Consider the following 21,994-nt stretch of genomic DNA (forward strand, 5'->3'; position numbering starts at 1 on the left):
GCCGGGCAAAAGCCCGGCCACCCAGAACGCTCTTCGTGCTCGCCCGCTTAGTGCAGGTCGTCACCCTTGAGCGGCTCCATGGAGCTGGCGGTCTTTTTCACGCTATCCAACGCACCCTTGGGCAGGGTCACGAGACCCTTGTCGGCCAGATAGCCATCTGCACCAAGAGCCTTGTCGGAGACGTACTCGGCAACGAACTTGTCGAGGCCGGGGATCACACCGACGTGCGCCTTCTTGATGTAGATGTAGAGATCGCGGGCACCTTTGTACTTGCCGCTCGAAATGTTGTCGTAGGTCGGCTCGACGCCCTCGATCGGAACGCCTTTGAGCTTCGCGGTATTCTCTTCCAGGAACGAGAAACCAAAGATACCAAAGGCGTTATTGTTGGCTTCGAGCTTCTGAACGATCACGTTGTCGTTCTCACCTGCTTCGATGTAGGCGCCATCCTTGCGCATCGACTTCCAGACCGCATCGAAAGCCTTGGAATCTTCCTTCTTGAGAGCCTTCAAGCTGTCGAACTCGTCGGCGCCCTTCTCCATGATCAGCTCGTGGAAGCTGTCGCGCGTGCCCGAGGTGGGCGGAGGTCCAAGAACTTCGATTTTGACGTTCGGAAGGGCCGGGTCGATGTCCGACCAGTTCTTGTAGGGGTTGGCGACGAGCTTGCCGTCCTTATCGGGAACCTGCTCGGCCAGCGCCTGAAAAAGCTGCTTGCGTGTCAGTTTGATGGCCGGGCCCTGCTTGGATTGGGCCACCGTCAGGCCGTCGATTCCGACCTTGATCTCGACGATCTCGGTTACGCCGTTCTTGGCGCATAGCTCGAATTCCGATTTCTTGATCCGGCGCGAAGCGTTCGTCGCGTCGGCCTTGTCCTCGCCGACACCCTCACAAAAAATCTTCATGCCGCCGCCGGTGCCGGTCGATTCCACGATCGGCGTCTTGCCGCCATTGGCCTTGCCGAACTGTTCCGCAACTGCGGTCGTAAAGGGATAGACAGTCGAAGAGCCGACAATGCGGATCTGATCGCGAGCCATTGCGATGCCAGTGAAGGAGGTCACAGCAACTGCGACAGCCGCCGCGCGGGCGATAATTTTAGTCATGGGCTTTAGAAAGCTCCTCTTGCATTGTTGTCCAGGCAGCGGATCGCCCACCCCTGGAGTCTTGTGCTCGGAAGCCTTCTAGCCCTTTTACGCAAACCTTTTATGACATATTAATATATTGAATTATATATCATATTTTGACTTCATGAGATCGAGGGTAACGGTGAATTTTGAGCCCTTGCCTACCTCGCTGGAAATCTTCAAATCGCCTCTGTGTCGATTGAGGATGTGCTTGACGATGGCAAGGCCGAGCCCTGTTCCGCCCTTTTCGCGGCTCGTGGCTGTGTCGACCCGGTAAAACCGTTCCGTAAGCCGCGGCAGATGCTCGGCGGCAATGCCCGGCCCGTCGTCGGTAACGGTCGCCAGCACACGAGGTCGCTGGGGACTTGCCGTATCGTCCTTGAAGAGGGTGACGTCGACGCGACCTCCTCTGCGTCCGTACTTAATCGCGTTCTGTATCAGGTTTTGAAATACCTGAACGAGTTCGTCGCGTTCCCCACGCACATGAAACTCTGTCTTCGGCTTCTCGAAATTGAGAGTAATGCCAGCATTTTGCGCAAGCGGTTCCAGACCCTGACAGACTTCTTTCAACACAGGCCCCATGGAAACGTTGCCTGTCGGCGGGACGTGCACGCGCATCTCGATCCGGCTCAGCGACAGCAAATCGTCGAGGATGCGTGTCATGCGTGATGCCTGCGCGCTCATAATCGACAAAAAGCGTCTGCGCGCTTCGGCGTCCTCGCTCGCGGGCCCCTCCAGCGTCTCGATGAAGCCCCTCAAGGAAGACAGCGGCGTGCGCAATTCGTGTGAGGCGTTGGCGATGAAGTCCGACCGCATCTGGGCAAGACGATCTTTTTCGGAAAGGTCGCGAAACTGCACCAAAATCTTGGCGTTTCGCCCGCCTGGCCCGGACAGCTGCAAAGGCGCCACGTTGGCGCGCAGCCGTCGGCCGTTGGGGAGATGATCGACGATCTCGACCACGCGGGGCAATCCGTCGCTGTAAACCAGCGCAACCGCGCCGAGAAAATCCGGATGCCGGCTGATGCGCGACAACGGCTGGCCTTTCTCCAGGTTGGGAAACAGATCGCTGGCCAAGGTGTTAAAAGCCACCGCACAAGAGCTATCGTCGAACGCAATTGCTGGCAGCTCGATGAGACCGATGACGCTGGCGAGATTGTCCATGGAGCGGCTGGCCACCGACTCCACATTCTCTTTCTTGGGTCCGGGTCGATCCAGCCGTGCTTGCCAGTACGTGCCGATGGCCATTCCAGCCGCCACGCCTGCCAGCCCTGTCCCCAGAGCATCCGGCCAGCCGGCCATTCTAGAAATCACCGCCAAACCTGCTGCCGCAGCCGCTGGCCAAAGTGCTCCCGTAAACTTCAAACGTAGGCCTCTTTCCTCGATCCCGCGCCACTGGCGCGAACTTATCCCCGTGCTGCAGGGCCAGCCTTATCATAACGCGCATTCATGTCTGTTGGCCGTCGAGGATCATGCCTCTTTCCGAATACGCTCGCCACCTGCTGGCCATCGCTCAGACCTTTTATCGCTGGGCCGGACAGATATCCGCGCTCGACACCGCGCGGCGAGACAAAGTCGCCCTCTATGCCGAAGAAATCGCAGCTACCCTTGCCAGGGCTGCTCAGGCATTTATTGATATCGACCATCAACCAACTGAAAAGAAACACTTATTGTCGGCCCATCGCGAGCTGGGCCGCATTTCGGGCTACCTCGATACCATCGTCGCGGCACTCGCCCACCATCTTGACGGGCGAAAGCTGGCTGGCGTTAAAAGGCGGCTCGAATATCTGGAGCCTTTCGAGCCGCAAGCGATGATCGCGCAGCGCGGTGCCTTCGCCACAGCCAGCCGGTTGATGTCGGCGGAAGGTTTCTTCCGGGCATTGGCAGATGCGTTGCGAACTTGAGCGGGTGCGCGCGCGAATTTAAGTGGGCCCTAACGGCTCATCACACAAGGACGAGATAAATGGAAAAGTTTACGGTCTTGAACGGTGTCGCAGCGCCCCTGCCCTTGCGCAACATCGATACCGACATGATCATTCCCAAGCAGTTCTTGAAGACCATCAAGCGCACCGGCCTCGGCAAGTCGCTGTTCTTCGAAATGCGGTATGATCCGGCGAGTGGCAAGGAGGTCTCAGACTTCGTCCTCAACAAGCCCCAATATCGCAAGGCCCAGATCCTTGTGACCGGCGACAACTTCGGTTGTGGCTCCTCACGAGAGCACGCGCCGTGGGCGCTTCTCGACTTCGGCATTCGCTGTGTGATCGCACCCGACTTCGCCGACATCTTCTACAACAACTGCTTCCAGAACGGCATTCTGCCCATCAAGCTTCCGCAGTCCGATGTCGACAAGCTGATGGACGACGCCGAACGCGGCGCCAACGCAACGCTGACCGTCGATCTGGAAAAGCAGGAGATCCGCGGTCCCGACGGCGGCGTGATCAAGTTCGATATCGATCCGTTCCGCAAGCACTGCCTGCTTAATGGCCTCGACAACATCGGCCTGACGCTGGAGAAGGTTGCAGCCATCAAGGCATATGAAGAGAAGGCGGCAGCCACCCACCCCTGGCTCTGAAGCGCAGCGCATCCTCCTATCCCGACCAACAATACCTTACCCCGCTACTACCTTGATGACGCCGCGAGCGGTTATCCAGGCCTGTAGCTTTTAAAAAATTGCGCGCGAGCAACCCCAGCGCTCTGCGTCGCTTCAACGAACACAGGGAGTTTTGGCACGATGGCAAAGATGGTCCACTCGATGATCCGCGTGATGGATGAAGCCCGCTCGGTGGCATTTTATGAGAAATCGTTTGGCCTCAAGGTCGCTGACCGCTTGGACTTCCCCGACTTCACTCTGGTCTATCTGAGCAACCCGGAGACGGGCTTCGAACTCGAACTCACGGTCAACAAGGGCCGTGCGGACGCTTACGATCTCGGCAACGGCTACGGCCATCTCGCCGTAGTCGTCGATGATCTTCCCACCGAGCACAAACGGATCGCATCCGCCGGATACACGCCGGGCGACATCAAGCACATGTCCTTTGAGGGCAAGCCGCTCGCCAGCTTTTTCTTCATCCAGGATCCGGACGGCTACAAGATCGAGGTTCTGCAGAAGGGTGGCCGCTTCCACTAATCGGGTTTCCCATAGTCGGAAAGATCGAAACAACACAGGGCCGTGCATCCGCGCGGCCCTTCTTTCATGTCAGCTGCCGGCGCGATAAAGCCTCAGTCCTTGACCTGGGCCAGGATCGCCTTGAGCAACCCCGGGAAGCGTTTTTCAAATCCTGGGTGTATCTCGTTGAACTTGGTTCGGCCTTCCTGTCGTGTGCGGATCAATCCTGCTTCACGCAGTGCCTTGAAGTGGAATGACATCGTCGATTTAGGCAGCACCGCCCCTGTCGCATCAGCGCAGCTCAGTTCCTCACCTGCCGCCTTCAAACGGCGGACAATTTCCAGCCGTATCGGATCGCTCAGCGCATAGAGCACATACGGCAAGGTAATTTCACTCAGCGAAGGGTGGGCGATTGGGCGCATCGGCTACAGCGTCTCAAGGGGATCTGATGAGACGATCTAAACTGATAATCCGCCCTGTGTGTCAACAACCCGTTTGGTCAGATTTGCGAACCGCGCACGGATACAATCGCTGCATTGAGCGCGGGCGCCAGTTCCAGACGCTCATCATCGGTGAGAAATTTCGCAAAGGTCACTTCGCGGCCATGCAACGAAAGGCGTAGGGAATTGCGCCCATCTGCGGCATCCTGCGTGAGGCGCACGCGAACCCAAGATGCGTTGAAGTCGAACCTCTGGCGTCGACCGGCTGGATCAACACGGGTCAACGTCAAGGTTTGAGGCGTGATGTCGATAGTCTCGTACATTCGCCCAGAGCGGAAATTCAGCTTGAACGCGAAATAGACCAACGCAACGTCAAGCCCGAAGAACCCGGTGACCGGCCACGCCCCAATCATCACGAACATCACACCGGCCACGAAGCTGATGAGACCGATCCCGGCCATGAGGATAAGAAAGCCACGCGGGGTCAGCGACCTGTGAGGATGTAATACGAATTGTTGTTGGTTCGATTGCACTGCTGGTGTGTTTTCGTCCATCAGTCGTTTCCGATTGCGTACGTTGTGATCGCTCCAGCTGCTTGTCAGCATCGATTGAGGCCCCAAGAGCATGTCGCGCAAACTCTCAGAAAAGCTATCCGTCCGAAGCAGACAACACCCGTCCTCCAAAAACAAGGCTAAAGCCTCGCAGCCTAAACGCGGCCGCAGCGGTGCCCTGACGGCCAAGGACGTAGAAGCGATCTTTGCCGCGTTCGCCCGCAAAAACCCGGAGCCGAAGGGCGAATTGGAGCACTCGAACCCCTACACACTCTTGGTTGCCGTCGTCCTTTCCGCGCAGGCCACGGATGCTGGAGTCAACAAAGCCACCCGCGAATTGTTCCGTCTGGCCGACACACCGGCCAAGATGATCGCACTCGGCGAAGCCAAGGTACGTGACCTCATCAAGACCATAGGGCTTTATCGGAACAAGGCAAAAAACGTTATCGCACTGTCTGAGAAATTAAATCTGGAGCACGGCGGCAAAGTGCCCGCCGATCGCGACCTTCTGGAAACCCTTCCCGGCGTGGGGCGCAAGACCGCGAATGTGGTGATGAACGTTGCATTCGGCGAGCCGACAATGGCCGTCGATACGCACGTCTTTCGCGTGGCCAACCGCATCGGCCTGTCGAATGGCAAAACGCCGCTCGCCGTCGAGGAGGATCTTCTGCGGATCATTCCAGCCAAGTACGCGCTTCACGCACACCACTGGCTGATCCTGCACGGTCGCTATCTCTGCAAAGCACGCGCCCCAGAATGCTGGCGTTGCCCGATCATTTCGTACTGTCGTTTCGAGCCGAAATCAGAGTTCAGGGCCAAGCCGCGGCCTGCTGAGAAAGGCTAGCAATCCGCCTCATTATCGAGGCGCATGGGCAGCCCCGCTTCAGCCATGTGCGCCTTGGCTTCGCCGATCGAATAGGTTCCGAAGTGAAAGATTGAGGCGGCCAGCACCGCACTGGCATGGCCGTCGCGCACACCTTCGACGAGGTGCTCCAGAGTGCCGACGCCGCCCGATGCAATCACCGGAACCGCAACGGCGTCCGATATCGCACGGGTCAGACCGATATCGAATCCCGCCTTGGTGCCATCGCGATCCATCGACGTCAGTAAGATCTCGCCCGCGCCAAGCGCAACAACTTCCTTCGCATAGGCAACTGCGTCGATACCCGTTGGCTTGCGCCCGCCATGGGTAAAGATCTCCCAGCGCGGTGGATCACCTTCAGCGGAAACCCTCTTGGCATCGATGGCGACCACGATGCATTGCGCGCCGAACTTTTCCGACGCCTCCTTGACAAACTGCCGGTTGAACACGGCGGCGGTGTTGATCGAGACCTTATCCGCGCCCGCTTCCAGCAATTTGCGGATGTCGTCCACCGTACGCACGCCGCCGCCGACGGTGAGAGGCATGAAGCAGCGTTCCGCCGTTCGCTCCACGATATCGAAAATGTTGTCCCGGTCCTCGTGGCTGGCGGTGATATCGAGGAAGCACAGCTCGTCAGCCCCTGCCGCGTCGTAGGCGGCGGCCGCCTCTACCGGATCGCCCGCATCGATGAGATCAACGAAGTTGATGCCCTTGACGACACGGCCATCTTTCACGTCCAGGCAGGGGATGATGCGCACTTTCAGGGTCATGAATTTGGTCCGTCTCTCAAACTTCTGCGCCGTCCGACATCGCGGCGCGGAACCGGCCGTGCCAGCGCGGATAGCCGCAATTGCCTGCAAGGGCAAGGTGCGCATAACCGGCAAAGCAAAGCCGCCCCACACTTGAATGTGCGGGGCGGCCTATCAGACCTCAACAGCGCAGTGCTGCGGGACTTCGCCTCAGGTGTTTACCGGCGTCTGGAAGAAGCGGTAGGTATCGGGTCCGGTCTTGGCGAGATTGCCGAGTCCCGGCCAGGGGAAGTGGAAGGCGATGAACGGAATGCGGTCCGTCGCCAGCATATCCCACATCTTCAGACGGCTCTGAACGGCCTGCTTGCTATCCATGTCGTAAACGAACTCGATCTTGGGCGTTTCCACGAACAGCACATGGTGGTGGCCGGTATCGCAGGTCACAGCCAACGGCTTGTTAGCCGAATTCAGCATGAACGCAGTGTGCCCAATGGTGTGTCCAGGTGCGGGCAACGCGGTGACGCCGGTGATGATCTCTTCGCCACCCTTGATAAAGGTAATCTTGTCCTTGTGCGGCAGCAGGTTCGTGCGCGCCAGTTCGACGAAGGCCTTCAGGCCGTCGTTGGACAGATGCTTTTCATCCGTCCAGAAGTTGTAGTCGGCTTCGTTGACGTAGATCTGCGCGTTGGGGAACACCGAATTACCCGCCGCATCGACGAGACCGCCTGCGTGGTCGGGATGGCAGTGGCTCAGAATGACAGCGTCGACGTTTGCCGGATCGATGCCCGCCGCTTTCAAGTTGGCAGGAAGGCGGCCGGTATTGTCGCCGAACATCTTGGAAGCGCCCATGCCTGTGTCGAATACGGCAATCTTGGACCCGTTGTTGACGACAGTGATGTTCTCTTGAAGGACCATGTTGTCGACGGGTAGGAAATTGGCTTCCAGATGCTTTGCCATCTCCTCCATCGACATTTCCTTCATGGTCTTGCGGCCATCGCCGAAGGGAAGGAAACCGTCCGAAACCACGGAGACCTGCATATCGCCGTGCATGAAGTTGTAGAATCCGCCCGGCTTGGTTTGTGTGAAGGGCGCTTTCGCTTGCGCAGGCGTCGGACCGAGCACGCGTGTGGCAAACGCAGCCGACAACCCGACACCCGCGAGGGTGAGAGCGTCTCGGCGCGAAAATTCTTTCGTGATCATGATGGATGCACTCCCTGGTTTTCACGTCCCGCCATTGAAGTGAGGCGGGGTTATTCTCGTCGATCGCAGGCGGACTTAACGCGCCCGCGTCCAGGGCTCGATTGATCGTCTCAAGCCTGGACTTCCGCAAGCGCAGTCATGGTGAAATTCTATAGGCAAGCGCGCACGATTTTGTGAAATTGTGCTCCGATTAGACCAACGTCTTAGACGAAAGTTGCGCTCATTTCGAAAGCACAAAGGTGCGTGCCAAACGCGCCGCAGCACCAGCGCGCACGCGTCAGGCGCGCACACGCTTCAGGTAGTCCTGCGGCAGCCAGATCTTGTGCTTCTGCTTGGCGTCGCCAAAGGCCTCACCGACATGAAGCTCGACCAGATCACCGTCGAAGGCCGCAATCTGAAACTGCTTGCCAAGGCAGCCGTTGAAGAGCCGCAGCAGCGATTTGTTGTCCTCGGGTAGATCCTCGGGGATCTTAACCACCGTGACTGTATCACCGACTTGCATTTGTCCTCCGCGGCGCAAAAAGGGAGAGCTCGTTATGGCTCTCCCTAAACTCAATATGCCAAATTTTCCAATTCTTTTGAGCGGCAACTACCAAGATGTGGAGAGGCAGCGTTCAGCGTGTGAGGCGCACGACATTGTCGGAATCGCGCCGGTACCGTCGCCCGAAAGTATGATCGGCCCCGGTGGTGACATTGGCGATCTGTTCAAGCGGCACGCCCTTGATATCGCCCGGTCCACGCGAAAGCAGGAACTCAGCGTGGAGGAGCCCCTCATCCTCCTTATCCTCGGTTAGCACCCCCGCCTGGGCCAGCGCGCTCAGCACGGAACGACATTCGTCCATGGAGTGAAACCGGCGCTGTACGAACGTGACGCCCTGAAGTTTCTCCGTGATCAACCCGCGGTGGCGCAGAACGTCGTCAATGGAATCGAAGGGATACATGCGCAACACGAACGACGCCACCCACGGCGGCGTTTCGATAGCATCCAAGAGCTTGGCAAACGTAGTCGGTCCAACGTAACCGATGCAGCCGGTAGAAACGATCAGATCGACATCCTTGAGCATTGCTTTGTGCTCGGCAGTGAGATCGTCGGTCTCCAGATTGACGGCCAAACCGTCATCAATGGCCCCGATCCCCTTCGCGTACGCGATCGCCTCGCTGGCAGAATCGAGACCGATTACCCGCACGTCGCTTGTTGGCCAGCCCTTAAGGTAGTCGCGGTCAAGATCCATGAGTTTGGCAGGCGATAGATCGAAATGACTCAGATCCGAATAGCGTTGCGCCAGCCGGTGAAAATCGAGCGGCATGCGCAGCAAGATGCCGTTGTTGCCATAGCTGCAGCCTAGATCGAGCACCTTGACGGGCCGCCCCCGCGCCTGCTCGAGCGCACGTACCGTGTTTCGAAAAATTGCCTTCGCTAAGTCTGGAATGATGTAATCGAGCCCATAAAGTACTCTGTAGTATTCCCTAGGATCATCCCGAGTATAGATCCCGTCAAAGCACGCCTTCCCATCAGAATTACTCTGATTAGGCTCTCGCGCCGACCCAATTTTTAAAGTCGTAGACTGATCTATATTCATTGATATTCCTCAGGTTTTACTGAGGCGCACCATAAAAGTCGATGGGTTTGAGGTCAACCCGCACGGGATCATCTATTCGCTTCTTAGCGCTTGGCGAAAATAGTCTGTTCCAAGATCTCAACACGGCTTGCCGGTCAGGGTGACGGGCTTTAGCCCTTCAGAAGCGCCAGTGCCTCAGCCGGATCGATACGGCCATCATAGAGCGCGCGGCCGGTGATGGCGCCTTCGAGCATGGCGTACTGTGGTTCCAGAAGCGCCTTCACATCGGCAATGGAGGCGAGCCCGCCCGACGCAATGACGGGAATCGAGGTCGCACGGGCCAGCTCAGCGGTTGCCGGCAGGTTCAAGCCCTTCAAGACGCCGTCGCGCTCAATGTCCGTGTAGATGATGGCCGATACGCCCGCGTCTTCGAATTGCCTGGCCAGATCGATGGCCGTCAGCTCCGACGTCTCTGCCCAGCCTTCCACCGCCACCTTGCCACCCTTGGCATCGATGCCGACCGCAACACGCCCCGGAAATGCCTTGCAGGCCGCTTTCACCAGGGCAGGGTCGCGGACAGCGACGGTGCCGAGGATCACCCGCGCAATGCCCTTCGCCAGCCAGGCTTCGATGGTGGCCAGATCGCGGATACCGCCGCCCAGCTGGGCCGGCATACTGATGGCCTTTAGGATTGCCTCGACGGCAGCGCCATTTACCGGCTTGCCCGCGAAGGCGCCATTCAAGTCAACGATATGAAGGTACTGGAAGCCCTGCCGTTCAAAAGTTGCCGCCTGCGCCGCGGGATCGTCATTGAAGACTGTCGCCTGATCCATTTCGCCCAGTTTGAGGCGAACGCACTTGCCGTCCTTTAGGTCGATCGCGGGAAAGAGGATCACGAGACTGGAATTCCTTCTTGCCGAACAAGGTCGGTCTTGAGATTGCTTTGTTCCGGTGCGATCAATCGTTTCCCGTGCGTTCCGTCAAGTCCTCAGCGTCCGAGTCGCAAGCGTTCCCATGGCTACAGCGTTTCTAGAGTCCCTGCCCCCCGCGACGGCCCTCCGCCGTCCGCTCACCGAGGAAGACGCGGTGAACATCTGGATCGCGCGCTGGTTACGGGTCCGCCAGAAGGACCTGGTGAAGCGCTACGGGTGCGACCCGCGCAGACTCTACGAGATCTGGGAGGAGCTGCGGTTTGCGGGCTCGCGGAACAAGGCTCTTGCTCTGTTTCGTAAGCGTTATCCTGGACTTGAAGACCGCATAGATGCCGGTGCCCACCGCCGCGTTTCCAAGGCGGTCCACCCTGATCAACTCACGTTGTTCGGCTGATCCGGCAGGCAATCCGCCCGCCAAATTCCCTTAAGGCGCCCGCCTCTCCGCCCAAAAAACCGGGGAGAACAAGGACGAGACCTTAACGAGAACATTTTTCGAACAAGCGCTGGACAGCCCCGATGATTCGTGGCATGTTCTTCCTATGTTCACTGCTGTGAGAACAGCAAGCAAACGGGTCTCAGTCAGGCGTATTCGACCCTCCCCCCAAGACCGACTATGGAGCCCCCCAATGCGCACCTATCTGATCTCCTACGACCTCGCCAAGCCTGCCCGTAACCAGCATGTCCTGGCTCAGGCCATCATGAGCATGGGCGAGAAGTGGGCCCGTCCGCTTTCCACTACTTGGTACGTCAACTCCGACCGCGAAGAGATCGATCTGGAAGGTGATCTGAGGGGCCTGCTGGGCGAAGACGACGGACTGCTCATTCAGGCTGTGAAGCGCGAAGCGATCCTCACCAACACGTCTCTGCGCTGGTTCCGCCAGCGCCGCGCTGCCTTCGACATCGCGCCCGATAGCAACATCGTCGCATTCCCGGCACCTGCCGCCCCCGAGACGGCCGAACCGGAACTCCCCTTCGCGGAGGCCTGCTGATCTGGCCTCCTGAACCCGGTCCTGCGTTGGCCCTCGGCGGCCGGGCTTGCTTCCAGATCTGCTTCCACGAATGAAGCCGGGGTCCCAGACCCCGCGGACCCCGGCTTCCTTTTATTCTCCGCGTTTCGTCACCATCTGCTGCCTAGCCGTGTAAGCGTTGCGTTGCGTCGTCTCTCTTTGTCGTTCTGCATCCCCTTCGGACCGCCTCTCCCCGGCGGATCCGAAGGTGCCAACCTCAAAGCCCCGCAATCCCCGCGATGTCCCCCTCGCGATGCACGTCAGGATCCCCCCAATGAAGACCTATCTCATCCATCACAAGCCCCATGATCCCCAGCAAGACACCTGGGCCGTCTCATTCACGCTGCCCTACATCGCGGCGCGCTATGCGCGTGCCGGTGACGGTCTTTGGTACATCGAGACCTGGCTGACAGCTGAACAGATCAAGCGTCGTCTTGCGGTACTGTTTGCAGAACACGACGAACTCATCATCCATGACGTCGGCCGTGACGTCGCCACCATCAACGGGAAGATCCATTGGCTCGACGGACGGCTGGAAGATGAAGAGCCGATCGAGCTGGCGCCGGTCGTAGGACCGCGCGACGCGTGGGCTGCCTTTCAGGCGCTGGTGGAGGATCTGGCGCGGCCGATTACGAGTTCGCTCGCGGGCAGCTTCAAGGCTTCCAACTCAGGAAATTTGCGAGCAGCTTGAGCCCGAGCGTCTGGCTTTTCTCGGGGTGAAACTGCGTGCCGGCAATATTTCTGTCCGCAACCATCGCCGTGACGGGCCCACCGTAGTTCGTCTCAGCGACAACCACGCGCCGCTCCGCGGCCACCAAGTGGAACGAGTGGACGAAGTAGGCGTGCAGGCCCGCCGGGCCTGTGGGAATTCCTGAAAGCAGCGCATGGGGTGTGACCACGTCGAGCGTGTTCCAACCCATGTGCGGGATCTTGAGGGCGGGGTCTGCGGGCTCGATTGGACGCACCTCGCCCTTGATCCAACCCAACCCCTCACAAACTTCGAATTCGAGTCCGCGCTCGCTCAAGAGCTGCATTCCCACGCAGATACCAAGAAACGGCCGGCCTTTCGCGCGCACCACATTCTCAAGCGTCGCGCGCATTCCCGGCACCTGGTCGAGACCGCGCTTGCAGTCGGCAAAAGCGCCGACGCCAGGCAATACCACGCGGTCGGCTGTTGCAACGTCCTCAGCGCGCGTGCTGACGATAATCTCGCTTGCAACCTCTCCCTCGCGCGCGGCGCGCTCGAAAGCCTTTGCGGCCGAGTGGAGATTGCCCGACCCGTAGTCGATGATAACGACGCGCTGCATTGGATGTGCCCGGCGAGGTAAAGTGTCAGGCCTTGGCGCCGAACGGCAGTGAGCCGTCCGAGGCATCGGGATGATTGCGGGTAACCCTGATGACCGGCTGGTCCGGCAACCAAGTCTCGAAGAACCGGCGCTCGCACTCCCCGATGTTGCGGCCGGTAACGGAGCCGAGCATCCGCCACCCGGCGCGGTCGAGCATGAAACGCTCCAGCGAGGAAACCTCAAACCCCAGATACAGGCTTATCGCCATGATCGCGAGGGAGATCCATTGCGGCGCCGTTCCGATCGCGTGCAGCAGCAAACCGAGCAGCGTCATAGCGATGATGTATGCAAGAAGCGGAAGCCAAAGCCCCTTGGCGGCAAGGCCGAGCGGAGGAATGAATGCCGTCAGCCAGGAGAACCCGTCTTTTACGAACCGCAGCTCGTCTGCTCGATCGACGCGATCGGCGGACGGATTGGGAGCTTCGTGAACCGTATACGTTACCACGTCGACACTTCCTCGATTCTGAGAACCGCCAGCTTGCGCGCACGATCCAGGCACACACCCGATCCGTGCACGAGCTAAAGCGGCACTACCCTTGCAGCGTTCCCTTGGTTGAGGGAATACGACCGGCCTGACGCGGGTCGAGCGCAATCGCAGCCTTCAAGGCCCGAGCCAGACCTTTATAGCAAGTTTCGGCAATATGATGGTTGTTCTCGCCGTAAAGGTTCTCGACGTGCAAAGTTATCCCAGCATTCTGTGCAAAAGCCTGGAACCACTCCCGGAAAAGCTCGGTGTCCATCTCCCCGACCTTTGGCCGTGAGAACTCCGCTTTCCAGATCAGGAATGGCCGGCCGGACACGTCAACCGCCACCCGCGTCAGCGTTTCGTCCATCGGAAGATGGACGTCGGCGTAACGTACGATCCCAGCCTTGTCGCCAAGCGCCTTGGCAACGGCCTGGCCCAGCACGATGCCGGTATCCTCGGCCGTGTGGTGGAAATCAATGTGCAGATCCCCCTTGGCAACCAGCGTAATATCGATCAGAGCATGGCGCGCCAATTGCTCGAGCATGTGATCCAGAAAGCCGATGCCCGTTTTGATGTCATAGGCACCAGTGCCATCGAGATCGACCGTAGCAGAGATCTCGGTTTCCTTGGTCTTGCGCGTTATTGTGGCTTTTCGCTTCAAGATCGTCTCCGAATGCGTGCGCCCGTCTTCTGGCCTTAGCCAGCGGCTTGCCTCGATGCTATCCAGCGTCTATCGCTGGCGGGTCAATGGAAAAAACCAGGTTGCACAACCTACGAAAGGTCGCCGGGGCCTTGTCCAACGGCCCAGGCTTCTTATCTCACGCGCCAAGCACATGACAACACAACCGCAAAATGCCGCTGATTCGTCCTGGCACGCCACGACCATCTTGACCGTACGCAAGAACGGCAAGGTGGTTATCGCTGGCGACGGCCAAGTCAGCCTCGGACAGACCATCATCAAAGGCAATGCCCGCAAGGTGCGCCGTCTAGGCAAAGGCGATGTTATCGGCGGGTTCGCCGGCGCCACCGCCGACGCCTTCACATTGTTTGAGCGGCTCGAAGCCAAGCTCGAACAATACCCTGGCCAGCTGACCCGCGCCTGCGTGGAACTCGCCAAGGACTGGCGCACCGACCGCTACCTGCGCCGCCTGGAAGCAATGATGCTGGTCGCCGACAAAGACGCCTCCCTCGTTTTGACCGGCAACGGCGATGTGCTTGAGCCCGAAGCCCACGTCATGGGCATCGGCTCGGGCGGCAACTATGCGCTTGCGGCCGCCCGCGCGCTTCTCGACCAGCCGCTCGACGCCGAGGAGATCGCACGCAAGGCAATGGAGATCGCCGCGCAGATCTGCGTCTATACGAATTCCAACCTCGTTGTCGAAACGCTTCCCTCAAGCGTTTAGCAAGACGCAAAGCGCACCCGCCATCTCAACCGCGCCCTGAGTAACGCATATGACCAACTTCTCTCCCCGTGAAATCGTGTCCGAGCTTGATCGCTACATCGTCGGACAAGCCGATGCCAAGCGCGCGGTCGCCATTGCCTTGCGCAACCGCTGGCGGCGACAGCAGTTGACGGGTGAGCTGCGCGAAGAGGTGCTGCCCAAGAACATTCTGATGATCGGTCCGACGGGCGTCGGCAAAACGGAAATTTCGCGCCGCCTTGCAAAGCTGGCGGGTGCTCCGTTCCTCAAAGTCGAAGCGACGAAATTCACCGAGGTCGGTTACGTCGGCCGCGATGTGGAAAGCATTGTGCGCGATCTCGTCGAGGTCGGCATTGCGCTGGTGCGCGACGTCAAACGCAAAGAAGTACGCGCAAAAGCTGAGAAAAGCGCGGAGGAACGCGTCCTCGATGCGCTTGTCGGCGCAACGTCTTCGCCCGCCACGCGCGAGAGCTTTCGCAAGAAGCTGCGGGCGAATGAGCTCAACGACAAAGAGATAGAGATCGTCGTCGCTGACACCGCGCCCGCCTTCCCGATGTTCGAAGTGCCCGGCGCGAACGTGAGCACCATCAACATCTCCGACATTCTCGGCAAGGCCCTTGGCCAGCGACAGAAGTCGCGGCGCGTGACGGTGAAGGACAGCTACGAGATGCTGATCAGCGAAGAGAGCGACAAGCTCATCGACTCAGATCAGATCAACGCCGAGGCCGTCAAAGCCGTGGAGAACAACGGTATCGTCTTCCTCGACGAGATCGACAAAATCTGCTCGCGCTCCGATGGTACACGCGCAAGCGTCGATGTCTCTCGTGAAGGTGTGCAGCGTGATCTTCTCCCACTGATCGAAGGCACCACAGTTGCCACCAAGTACGGCCCGGTAAAGACCGACCACATTCTCTTCATCGCATCGGGCGCGTTCCACGTCTCCAAGCCGTCCGATCTGCTGCCGGAGCTGCAAGGCCGACTGCCGATCCGCGTCGAACTGCAGGCATTAACGCGCGAGGACTTCCGCCGCATCCTCACCGAGCCGCACGCCAGCCTCATCAAGCAGTACGTTGCATTGATGGAAACCGAAGGGCTGACCCTTTCATTCACCGAGGACGCCATTGATAGTCTGGCGGACACGGCAGTGGCTGTGAATGCGAGCGTTGAGAATATCGGTGCCCGCCGCTTGCAGACGGTGCTCGAGCGCGTCCTCGACGAGGTGTCGTTCGAAGCTTCCGACCGGGCCGGGCAAGTCGTCAGCATCGACGCTGCCTACGTGAACGAGCGCGTCGGCGCCCTCGCCAAGAACGCCGACCTGTCGCGGTTCATTCTCTGAGCGGGATGAGTTAGCCTCAAGGCCTTCCTGCCAGTGAGCGGCTTGGACGGACGGAAGGACCAGGTTAATCGTCGTTAACCATTGATTTAGTTAAAATGAGCTCACCGGCCTCTGTCGGTAGGATGCTTTGGTTAATACCGCGGCACGAAGCGCGAGCCCTCATCGCCGCACGGCGCTGTTCACGGCGGCCAAACAACGCTAAATGTCCTTGAAAATCCGGCTCACGAGCGAGACTTCACGGCTATGACCGACGTTAACCAAACAGCCCCTCCAACAGGGGCCCTTTCTACAGAGAACGCAAAGCGTTCGCTTGCCGGTCTGAGCCGTGAGGCTTTAAAGACGGCGCTGGCCGAAATCGGCGTTCCCGAAAAGCAGCTCAAAATGCGCGTCAATCAGCTTTGGAGCTGGATCTACGTGCGCGGCCTTACCTCGTTTGAGGCCATGAGCGACGTCTCCAAAGAGCTGCGCCAAACGCTCCAAAACGCCTATACGCTGGACCGCCCCGAGATCGTGGCCGAGCAAGTGTCCATCGACGGCACCCGCAAGTGGCTGATGCGCCTGCCCAAACGCGGACATGAAGCGCGCGCGCCGGAAATCGAGACAGTCTACATCCCAGAAAGCGATCGCGGGACGCTGTGCATTTCAAGTCAGGTCGGCTGCACGCTCAATTGCTCGTTCTGCCATACCGGCACCCAGCGCCTGGTGCGCAATCTGGAAGCCTCCGAGATCGTCGCTCAAATCCTGCTTGCGCGTGACCGCATCGGCGACTGGCCGGGAGCAACTGCGCCAGGCGATGGCCGTCTGCTGCCTTCCACCGAACGCAAGATTTCCAACGTCGTGCTGATGGGCATGGGCGAGCCGCTCTACAATTTCGACAATGTCAAAGAAGCCATTGAGGTCGCTGCCGATGGCGATGGCTTGTCGCTCTCCAAGCGCCGCATCACCTTATCGACGTCGGGCATCGTCCCCGAGATACCCCGCTGGGGCGAAGAAGCGGGCACCATGCTCGCGATCTCCTTGCACGCGACCAACGACGCGCTGCGCGACGAGCTGGTCCCGATCAACAAGAAGTACCCGATAGCGGAATTGCTGGAGGCCTGCCGCAATTACCCAGGGCTATCCAACGCCCGCCGGATCACCTTCGAGTACGTGATGCTCAAGGGCGTGAACGATAGCCTGGCAGAAGCTCGCGCCCTGGTTCGTCTACTGTCCGGCATCCCTGCCAAGATCAATCTGATCCCGTTCAACCCCTGGCCGGGCACGCGCTATGAATGCTCAGATTGGGAGACAATCGAGCGTTTTGCGGAGGTCGTGAACAGGGCAGGCTACGCCAGCCCTGTGCGCACGCCGCGCGGCCGGGACATTTTGGCGGCCTGCGGTCAACTCAAGTCCGAAACCATCAAGACCCGCGCTAAGGAGCGTGCGATGCAGACTTCGGGCTGAGCGTTTTGACCACGGCAGGTCTGGCCTCCGAGGAGCTGCGGCCACAGAAAAAGTGAAAAGCCCCAGCCGCTCTTGAGGCGCCGCTTCTACAACCTATAGTGCTCCGGCTAAAGAACATGCGGGGATGGGTCGATGGGCATCTTGCGTACGCTTTTCAAAGTCTTGATCGGCTTTGTCTTGGCCTGCCTCACGGCGGCGCTGGTCCAAGTGCTCTATGTGTCGCCCCCCACCCAGCTTGCTGCCGCCCCCTCAGATGAAATGGCTAGCCTGGCAGAGCACACGCTCACCCTTGTTCTCAGCGTGGCAACCCATTTTGCTCTCTTCTCACTGGCGTTCGCGCTCATCGCTGCTGGCATCGCTGAATGGCTCGGCGTGCGGTCCCTTGGCTATTGGCTCACCATCGGTGTCGGCATAGCCCTGCTCGGGTTTTTCGCCCAGTACTCCAGCGAAGTCGCTGGACAACCGACGATCTTGAACAATTACGCGCTGCAATCGTTCATGACCGCAGGCTTTTTTGGCGGGTTCGTCTACTGGCTGATCGCCGGCAAGCGTGCAGGTGCGCGCTATCCTCAGGATCACATCCCCACGACGCGCCCTCGCATCCTGGTGGAACAAGAAAAAGGACCCCAAGACTACAAGAAGGGTTCGCTGGCCGAGCGTATCGCGCTGAAACGCGAGCAAGACGCCAAGGCGAAATCAGATGCCAAGGCTGCCACAGCGCCGCCGCCCGAGCCGCGCGCGGGAGCCACCACGTCGGTCCCTGTCACAAAGCCGGCCGTCCCAACAAAACCGCAGCCGCCTTCCGCCGCGGAGACTTCCAAGTCGCGGACCGATGCCGCCTCACTCACCGGCAAGACCGCAGACGACGGTCCACAGACGGGCCTCAGCGAAGGCCCCACCGGCTCGGATCACACCGGCTCTGGTGAAACGCTTCCGGCCAAAGCCTGAAGCGCGCTTGCCCCGCTAGCACTCGAACGAACACGATATTGTTAGCGGACTCGACCAACGGCTCCTTGCTGCGCCGCAGCATAAGTGCTAACTTTTAGGCTCTTGGGCTTGGGAGCGGGCATTTTGTACGATTTTGACTTGCACATGCGCTTCATCAAGAGCGCAACTGAGGCTTGGTTCAACTACGCCACTGCTGGCTGGGCCGCGCTCGAAGTCTGGCAGAACCATGCTGTCAACACTTTGGCCAGCCAACCCGAACCCGCCAAGCCGCCGGTCCAGACTTATCCCGACAATCCCTTCACTTGGTGGATGAGCGTTTTGACGCCCGCGAGCCAGCCTCAAGCTACAACGCCTGCGCCGCAACCTCTGGCGGCTAATCCGTTCACTTGGTGGATGAATGCGCTCGCCCCAGCGAGCCAACCCGCAGCATCCACGAAGTCGGACTTCGGCGCTCCGTTTTTCCAATTTTCTCCCGCAGCCGCGGCCTTCAATCCCAATGCCTTCTTTGGCGGGGGAACGTCGAGCGGAGCCAATCCTTGGGCCATGATGCCGTGGATGTCTGCCTCCAGCAGCACGCCTTGGGGTAGCAACCCCTGGGCATCGGGGCTGCCGGAGATGATGCAGCAAGCCTGCTGCTGGACTTGGCCTCAGGCGTCTTTCAGCATGTTCCAGATGCCGATGACCGCTTGGCTGATGGCAGTCGGCATCCCCTATTCGGTTGCAGCGCCGACAGCGCGAGCCAATACCGCCAGCATGGATGCTGCCCAGGCGGCGCGTGAAGGCTTTGAGAAGGCGATGACAAGCTTCAAGACCGACGGCGGTCATGCGATGAGTCTGGCCTTCCAAAACCTTCCCAAGCTCACACCGCTGATTTTCTCTTTCTGGCTGCTACCGCACTTATTGCCTTCCGCCGCCTAACGAGGCCGGGCGCGCGGGCAAACGCGCAGGGGCTTGGACACTCAAGCCCGCCCCCCTACTCATTCCTGCCTGATGGCAAAGAAAAGGCCCTAGCCCCGCTTCTTACTGGCCCGGGATAAGACGGCCAGAAATCGGGATCTCAGCGGGAAGCACGACGAATAGCCCGGGCGCAGCTTGAACTGCATTCGTGTGGCCAGGCCTCACAGGTGCAGCTTCGGCCGTCTGCTTGGGCGCTTCAGATGGCGCTGAAGCTTCAGCCTTTGCCTCTGCCTGAGGCGCATTCTGAACCGCCGGATCAGCCATCGCTGCGGCGGGCGCGGCCGGTGCAGCGGCTTGCTGTTGCGCCGGTTCTGTCACCGAATCAGGAGCTTTCGCTGCCGGAGCCTCGGTGTTGATCGACGCGGTTGTTGCGGGCGGTCCTTTGCCATCATCTTTTGCCTGCGGCGCTTCGATCGCAGCAGCGGCAGCAGCGGCCGTCGCAGCCTCCGGCGCTCCCTTGACGGCCGCATCAGCGGCTTCAGCTGCTGCAGCAGGCGCTTGCTTTGCCGCAACGGGCGCCGGCTCTTTTACCGGTGCCGACTTGGCAGTAGTCATCGTTGACTTTGCTTTTGAAGTCTTTGTCTTGGTTTTTGTCTCCGCCGTCTTTGTCTTTGCCTCATTGGAGGGCTCGGACTTGCTCGCCGCCGTCGTTGACGGCGCGGCCTTCACCTCGTCTGGCTTAGCCTGTGCAGCTTTCGGGGAGGCCTTTTCCGGCGGCGCCGACTTGCTCGCTTCAACCTTCGGAGCGGCAGTGGCCTTGGTCTTCGCGGTGTTCTTCGCTGGAATTTCTTTCACTTCCCAGCTGTCGGCTGGCGCTACCGACTTGGCGGCGGGTGCCGCAGGAGCAGCAGGCGCGGGTTTTGGTTTGGGTTCGGAAGTTACCCAGCTTCCATTGTACTGGGCCAAAGCGCTATCGGCGCCACCGATGGCGCATAGCGATAGAATCGCGGCCGTCAGCGCTGAAAATTTAGTTGCGTTCGCGTATGAAGACATAGTCCCATCCCCCGGGCAAAATGTAATTTTCTCCGCCCGTCTGCGGAGCACCCCTGCTGTCGATTTCCCCCATTGCACGCGCATTGAACAAAACATCTGCCGAAAATTCCACCACTGAGGACAAAATCCCCAGGTTTCGACGGGAATATGCGACGTATTTGCCGCGCAACTCGGCAATTCCCCTGCCCTTGCGCTGCTCGCGTGGCCTGCTAAGAGTTCCGCGCCCTCCGCGAAACTCCCGCTACAGGATACCCCAATGACAAATAAGGGAAAAATCAAGAAGGTCGTGCTCGCCTACTCCGGCGGACTAGATACCTCGATCATTCTCAAGTGGCTTCAGGAGGAATATGGCGCGGAGGTTGTGACCTTCACCGCCGATCTTGGCCAAGGCGAAGAACTGGAGCCAGCGCGCCAAAAGGCGCTGATGCTCGGCATCAAAGAGCAGAACATCTTCATCGAGGATCTGCGCGAAGAGTTCGTGCGCGACTACGTCTTTCCGATGTTTCGCGCCAATGCCGTCTACGAGGGCGTCTACCTGCTCGGCACGTCGATCGCGCGGCCGCTGATCGCCAAGAAGCAGATCGAAATCGCGCGCCAAGTTGGTGCGGACGCGGTCTGTCATGGCGCCACCGGCAAGGGCAACGATCAGGTTCGCTTTGAGCTGGGCTATTACGCGCTGGAACCCGGGATCAAGATCATCGCTCCGTGGCGCGAATGGACCTTCAAAGGCCGCGAGGAACTCCTGAAGTTTGCGCGAGACCATCAGATTCCAGTCGCGAAGGACAAAGAAGGCGAAAGCCCATTCTCGGTCGATGCCAACCTGTTGCACTCTTCATCCGAAGGCAAAGTGCTGGAAAATCCGGCGATCAAGGCGCCCGAGATGGTCTATCAACGCACCATCTCGCCGATGGACGCGCCTGATAAGGCAACACCCATCACGATTGGCTTCGAAAAGGGTGACGCCGTCTCGATCAACGGCAAGAAAATGTCGCCTGCGACGCTGTTAAAGGCGTTGAATGACTTGGGCCGCGACAACGGCATCGGCCGTGTCGATCTGGTCGAAAACCGCTTCGTCGGCATGAAGTCGCGCGGCGTGTACGAGACGCCAGGCGGCACCATCCTTCTGGGCGCGCACCGCGCAATCGAAAGCATCACGCTCGATCGCGGCGCCGCGCATCTCAAGGACGAGCTGATGCCGCGTTACGCCGAGCTGGTCTATAATGGACTGTGGTTTGCGCCTGAACGCGAGATGCTGCAGGCAGCCATCGATAAGAGCCAGGAGCACGTCGAAGGTGAGGTTTCACTTGAACTGTACAAGGGCAACACGATCGTCACCGGACGCTCATCGCCCAAGTCGCTGTACTCACCGACGCTGGTGACCTTCGAGGACGATAAGGGCGCGTACGATCAAAAAGACGCGCAAGGCTTCATCAAGCTCAACGCACTGAGGCTGCGAACATTGGAAATGCGCAATCGCCAGAGCTAACGCGCAGCAAATTATCCTTCAGCTCTTAATCAAAAAAAACAGACGATCACCGATGGTGACCGCCTGTTCTTTTTCAG

General features: G+C 59.4%; 26 protein-coding genes. 13 read left to right on the forward strand and 13 right to left on the reverse strand.

The window, feature by feature from the left end; all coding sequences use genetic code 11:
* Positions 1–47: 47 nt before the first annotated feature.
* Entirely contained in the window at positions 48–1,097 is a 1,050-nt protein-coding gene (locus R3D51_03915; protein MEZ5898620.1) for a PstS family phosphate ABC transporter substrate-binding protein, read from the reverse strand.
* 123 nt (positions 1,098–1,220) lie between these two features.
* The gene (locus tag R3D51_03920) at positions 1,221–2,480 is read right to left on the reverse strand and encodes an ATP-binding protein (protein MEZ5898621.1); all 1,260 of its coding nucleotides are present in this window, start codon (positions 2,478–2,480) and stop codon (positions 1,221–1,223) included.
* A gap of 107 nt (positions 2,481–2,587) precedes the next feature.
* Between R3D51_03920 and R3D51_03925 the strand changes: the two genes are divergently transcribed.
* The 3 genes from R3D51_03925 to R3D51_03935 all read left to right on the forward strand — a co-directional run bounded on the left by R3D51_03925 (position 2,588) and on the right by R3D51_03935 (position 4,242).
* The gene (locus R3D51_03925) at positions 2,588–3,019 is read left to right on the forward strand and encodes a hypothetical protein (GenBank protein MEZ5898622.1); all 432 of its coding nucleotides are present in this window, start codon (positions 2,588–2,590) and stop codon (positions 3,017–3,019) included.
* A gap of 59 nt (positions 3,020–3,078) precedes the next feature.
* Complete coding sequence (gene leuD / locus R3D51_03930) at positions 3,079–3,687, forward strand: 3-isopropylmalate dehydratase small subunit (protein MEZ5898623.1); 609 nt, start codon at positions 3,079–3,081, stop codon at positions 3,685–3,687.
* A gap of 159 nt (positions 3,688–3,846) precedes the next feature.
* Positions 3,847–4,242 (forward strand): VOC family protein, encoded by a 396-nt coding sequence (locus tag R3D51_03935; protein MEZ5898624.1) that lies wholly within the window; start codon positions 3,847–3,849, stop codon positions 4,240–4,242.
* Positions 4,243–4,334: 92 nt separating this feature from the next.
* Here R3D51_03935 and R3D51_03940 read toward each other — a convergent pair whose 3' ends face one another.
* Positions 4,335–4,643: a helix-turn-helix domain-containing protein gene (locus tag R3D51_03940; protein MEZ5898625.1), complete on the reverse strand. Its 309-nt coding sequence runs from the start codon at positions 4,641–4,643 to the stop codon at positions 4,335–4,337.
* Between the two features lie 77 nt (positions 4,644–4,720).
* The gene (locus R3D51_03945) at positions 4,721–5,215 is read right to left on the reverse strand and encodes a DUF2244 domain-containing protein (GenBank protein ID MEZ5898626.1); all 495 of its coding nucleotides are present in this window, start codon (positions 5,213–5,215) and stop codon (positions 4,721–4,723) included.
* A 70-nt stretch (positions 5,216–5,285) separates the two neighbouring features.
* On the opposite strand from R3D51_03945, the gene nth reads away from it, so the two are divergent.
* Entirely contained in the window at positions 5,286–6,056 is a 771-nt protein-coding gene (nth, locus tag R3D51_03950; GenBank protein ID MEZ5898627.1) for an endonuclease III, read from the forward strand.
* Here the strand turns inward: nth and hisF are convergent.
* The 5 genes from hisF to hisA all read right to left on the reverse strand — a co-directional run bounded on the left by hisF (position 6,053) and on the right by hisA (position 10,478).
* On the reverse strand, positions 6,053–6,844 hold the full coding sequence (hisF, locus tag R3D51_03955; GenBank protein ID MEZ5898628.1) for an imidazole glycerol phosphate synthase subunit HisF: 792 nt from the start codon (positions 6,842–6,844) through the stop codon (positions 6,053–6,055). The genes nth and hisF overlap by 4 nt on opposite strands.
* A 189-nt stretch (positions 6,845–7,033) precedes the next feature.
* Positions 7,034–8,023, reverse strand: a complete 990-nt coding sequence (locus R3D51_03960) for an MBL fold metallo-hydrolase (GenBank protein MEZ5898629.1) — start codon at positions 8,021–8,023, stop codon at positions 7,034–7,036.
* A 277-nt stretch (positions 8,024–8,300) separates the two neighbouring features.
* Positions 8,301–8,525, reverse strand: coding sequence for a hypothetical protein (locus R3D51_03965; protein ID MEZ5898630.1), 225 nt, complete (start codon positions 8,523–8,525; stop codon positions 8,301–8,303).
* A 112-nt stretch (positions 8,526–8,637) separates the two neighbouring features.
* A complete protein-coding gene (locus R3D51_03970; protein ID MEZ5898631.1) occupies positions 8,638–9,603 on the reverse strand; it encodes a class I SAM-dependent methyltransferase in 966 nt (321 codons plus the stop codon).
* A 149-nt stretch (positions 9,604–9,752) separates the two neighbouring features.
* The gene (gene hisA, locus R3D51_03975; GenBank protein ID MEZ5898632.1) at positions 9,753–10,478 is read right to left on the reverse strand and encodes a 1-(5-phosphoribosyl)-5-[(5-phosphoribosylamino)methylideneamino]imidazole-4-carboxamide isomerase; all 726 of its coding nucleotides are present in this window, start codon (positions 10,476–10,478) and stop codon (positions 9,753–9,755) included.
* Between the two features lie 118 nt (positions 10,479–10,596).
* On the opposite strand from hisA, the gene R3D51_03980 reads away from it, so the two are divergent.
* From R3D51_03980 to R3D51_03990, 3 genes are all read left to right on the forward strand, one after another.
* The gene (locus R3D51_03980) at positions 10,597–10,908 is read left to right on the forward strand and encodes a hypothetical protein (protein ID MEZ5898633.1); all 312 of its coding nucleotides are present in this window, start codon (positions 10,597–10,599) and stop codon (positions 10,906–10,908) included.
* Positions 10,909–11,140: 232 nt separating this feature from the next.
* Positions 11,141–11,503, forward strand: coding sequence for a hypothetical protein (locus R3D51_03985; protein ID MEZ5898634.1), 363 nt, complete (start codon positions 11,141–11,143; stop codon positions 11,501–11,503).
* Between the two features lie 292 nt (positions 11,504–11,795).
* Positions 11,796–12,212, forward strand: a complete 417-nt coding sequence (locus R3D51_03990; protein MEZ5898635.1) for a hypothetical protein — start codon at positions 11,796–11,798, stop codon at positions 12,210–12,212.
* Here R3D51_03990 and hisH read toward each other — a convergent pair.
* From hisH to hisB, 3 genes are all read right to left on the reverse strand, one after another.
* The gene (gene hisH, locus R3D51_03995) at positions 12,175–12,828 is read right to left on the reverse strand and encodes an imidazole glycerol phosphate synthase subunit HisH (GenBank protein MEZ5898636.1); all 654 of its coding nucleotides are present in this window, start codon (positions 12,826–12,828) and stop codon (positions 12,175–12,177) included. The genes R3D51_03990 and hisH overlap by 38 nt on opposite strands.
* A 25-nt stretch (positions 12,829–12,853) precedes the next feature.
* A complete protein-coding gene (locus R3D51_04000) occupies positions 12,854–13,312 on the reverse strand; it encodes a DUF2628 domain-containing protein (GenBank protein MEZ5898637.1) in 459 nt (152 codons plus the stop codon).
* 85 nt (positions 13,313–13,397) lie between these two features.
* Positions 13,398–13,994 carry an imidazoleglycerol-phosphate dehydratase HisB gene (gene hisB / locus R3D51_04005; protein MEZ5898638.1) on the reverse strand — a complete coding sequence of 199 codons (597 nt, stop codon included), beginning with the start codon at positions 13,992–13,994 and terminating at the stop codon, positions 13,398–13,400.
* A 172-nt stretch (positions 13,995–14,166) separates the two neighbouring features.
* Between hisB and hslV the strand changes: the two genes are divergently transcribed.
* The 5 genes from hslV (at position 14,167) to R3D51_04030 (ending at position 19,399) form a co-directional block, all read left to right on the forward strand.
* Positions 14,167–14,736, forward strand: a complete 570-nt coding sequence (gene hslV / locus R3D51_04010; GenBank protein ID MEZ5898639.1) for an ATP-dependent protease subunit HslV — start codon at positions 14,167–14,169, stop codon at positions 14,734–14,736.
* A gap of 49 nt (positions 14,737–14,785) precedes the next feature.
* Positions 14,786–16,090: an ATP-dependent protease ATPase subunit HslU gene (gene hslU, locus R3D51_04015; GenBank protein ID MEZ5898640.1), complete on the forward strand. Its 1,305-nt coding sequence runs from the start codon at positions 14,786–14,788 to the stop codon at positions 16,088–16,090.
* A gap of 243 nt (positions 16,091–16,333) precedes the next feature.
* Positions 16,334–17,533: a 23S rRNA (adenine(2503)-C(2))-methyltransferase RlmN gene (rlmN, locus tag R3D51_04020; protein ID MEZ5898641.1), complete on the forward strand. Its 1,200-nt coding sequence runs from the start codon at positions 16,334–16,336 to the stop codon at positions 17,531–17,533.
* 132 nt (positions 17,534–17,665) lie between these two features.
* The gene (locus R3D51_04025; GenBank protein ID MEZ5898642.1) at positions 17,666–18,481 is read left to right on the forward strand and encodes a hypothetical protein; all 816 of its coding nucleotides are present in this window, start codon (positions 17,666–17,668) and stop codon (positions 18,479–18,481) included.
* A gap of 123 nt (positions 18,482–18,604) precedes the next feature.
* Positions 18,605–19,399 carry a hypothetical protein gene (locus R3D51_04030; GenBank protein MEZ5898643.1) on the forward strand — a complete coding sequence of 265 codons (795 nt, stop codon included), beginning with the start codon at positions 18,605–18,607 and terminating at the stop codon, positions 19,397–19,399.
* Between the two features lie 102 nt (positions 19,400–19,501).
* Here the strand turns inward: R3D51_04030 and R3D51_04035 are convergent, their stop codons facing one another.
* Positions 19,502–20,431: a hypothetical protein gene (locus R3D51_04035; GenBank protein ID MEZ5898644.1), complete on the reverse strand. Its 930-nt coding sequence runs from the start codon at positions 20,429–20,431 to the stop codon at positions 19,502–19,504.
* Between the two features lie 256 nt (positions 20,432–20,687).
* On the opposite strand from R3D51_04035, the gene R3D51_04040 reads away from it, so the two are divergent.
* On the forward strand, positions 20,688–21,917 hold the full coding sequence (locus tag R3D51_04040) for an argininosuccinate synthase (protein ID MEZ5898645.1): 1,230 nt from the start codon (positions 20,688–20,690) through the stop codon (positions 21,915–21,917).
* Positions 21,918–21,994: the final 77 nt, after the last annotated feature.

It is taken from the genome of Hyphomicrobiaceae bacterium, assembly GCA_041397645.1.
Taxonomy (GTDB): Bacteria; Pseudomonadota; Alphaproteobacteria; order Rhizobiales; family Hyphomicrobiaceae; genus Hyphomicrobium_B.